We start from the raw sequence: 2,191 nt of genomic DNA, 5'->3' as shown, positions 1-2,191 counted from the left end.
GTTGAAAATGAACTTTAAGTCAAGAAAATGTGAAGAAAACGAGAAAAAAATTTTACGCTACTCTATTAGAAAACATCATTTGGGAGTAGCTAGTGTAGCAGTAGCTTCGGTGTTGTTTTTTGCAACTGGTGTGGCGACTGTTCAAGCGGATGGACCAGGAGCAGGCGAACCAGTATCAGGCACACCAGCCCCACCAAGTACACCAGGTTCAGCAAGTACAACAAGCACACTAGGCACTTCTGGTGCTAATACTGGTGACACAGAAATAGAAAATACAAATACAAATACAGTTGCATCAACTGAGAGTAATGGAAACTCTCTTCAAGGAGTACCTCGTGCAGCGGAAGTAAGAAATGGAAATGATGTGCTTGGTACAACGCTAGGTAGTGATAGAGCTGTACCAACAGATATTAAGCCAGAGGATAGCGATGGAGCAAGAAATAATGAGGAAAAACCTAACTATGCTGGTACAGTAACACTTATGAAACAGTGGAATGTAGATGCAAATGATCCTACTATTAGAGAAGATATAGATAAGACATATAAGACGGGAGAAGATAAGTTAGGAAGACCATTAGTTAACTCTAGTACTGCCAATACTTTTCTTGGTTGGTCTGACAAACCTTCAGTAAATGGGAAAATCGCAGAAGGAGCTAGATTATTTTCACCAGAAGATACATTAGCAACAGCCTTTCCAAATGGTTTAAAACCTGATTCAAAGCTATATGGTGTTTACACAAGCTTTACCGAGAACGAAGAGCCTGTCCCAACGGATAGTAGAAGAAATATGATTCTTTTCAATGGGTTAGATAGATTCAAAATTAATGCTAACAAAGTTAAAATTGATACTAAGGTAGAATCGGATGCTGTATTACCAAATACTAAGTTGAGCAAAGCAACAGAAGATGAAAATAATACACGTACTATCATTGATAAGTATAACCCGGAAAATAATGATACTACAAAAGTGAACGAAGTGGTTCTAAAAGCTGAGTTTGAAATGGATGATACTACAGCTATGACTGTATATAGAAATCCTGATGCAAGAGGAGCGGGTCCTGTTTTATCAAACACATACAAAAATAATAAATTTAAAATAGATGAAACTACAAAGACTTACACATATGTAGACTTGAATGTGAATTTAGACAAAGATTTAGTTCTTCCGGAAAAACTATATGCAGAATTTAATGGTTATTCATGGAGACCTTTATATGCTCTTGGAATTAAGGATGGGAAGAAAGAAATCTTGAATGTGTATTCAACATCTGAAAAAAATTTAGGAAATGACAAAAATAGCTTTAATTCATTAGTTAGTAATACAGATCCTAAAATTACATTTGGTGTTGAGACTAAAGGTTACAATAATATTACATTTAGGATGATTCTTAGATCTTTAAACGACAAGGATAGTAATAGACCAGAAGGTGAACGTAATGAACGTATCGCTGAAAGTGCAATAAAACCAGATGAAGGTAAGACTATCGCTGAAACTATTATGCGTAATATGACACTTAAAACTCTTTCATCAACAGAACTTAAAAAATTATTCCCTGGTAAGAGTGACGAAGAAATCAATAAGATGGTTATTCGTATTGCACAAGATAAAGCCAAAGAGTTAGCAGATTCGAATGGTAAAAAAGTACTAAAAGTAACAGGTACTGTTGAAGGTAATGTTCGCCCTAGTGCAGGTAGCTTGTTTTTCTTTACTTTAGCTAGAAATTTACCTATCAACAAAGTAGCAGCTAATGTTTTAGAGCTAGGTTATGTTCATCCTTATACAGCAAAATATAAGTTCATAAGTGGAACTAAAGATAAAGCGTTACCAGCAGCAATAGAAGGCTATAAACCAACAGACCCAAAAACGTATGAAAATACAGCTAATGTAAATGCTATTCAACCAACTACAAAAGAGTACCCAGTTGCAGAAGAAGATGGTAAATGGTTATTTAAGAGTTACGATGCTGAAAATAAACAAGTAAATAAAGCAGATGTAGAGTTTATAGGAAAATGGGTATTCGAAGCTAATAAATACGGTGTAACCTATAAATTTGAAAGTGGGACACCAGGTAAGACATTGCCAGCAGCAATAGAAGGCTATAAACCAACAGACCAAAACCGTTATGTAGATAAATCAAATGTAACAACAATTCAGCCAACAACTAAAGAGTACGTTGATAAAGCAAATGAT

The 2,191-nt window shown here is 35.2% G+C and carries 1 protein-coding gene; it reads left to right on the top strand.

The features are described 5' to 3' along the window. Positions 1-7: 7 nt before the first annotated feature. On the top strand, positions 8-2,191 hold a 2,184-nt coding region (locus tag SMIDD26_RS08470; RefSeq protein ID WP_061439878.1), incomplete at its 3' end, for an SHIRT domain-containing protein.

The organism is Streptococcus mitis, assembly GCF_001579035.1.
GTDB lineage: Bacteria > Bacillota > Bacilli > Lactobacillales > Streptococcaceae > Streptococcus > Streptococcus mitis_J.
The sequence above is the reverse complement of the archived record's forward strand: the minus strand, read 5'-3'. Positions and strand labels throughout refer to the sequence as shown.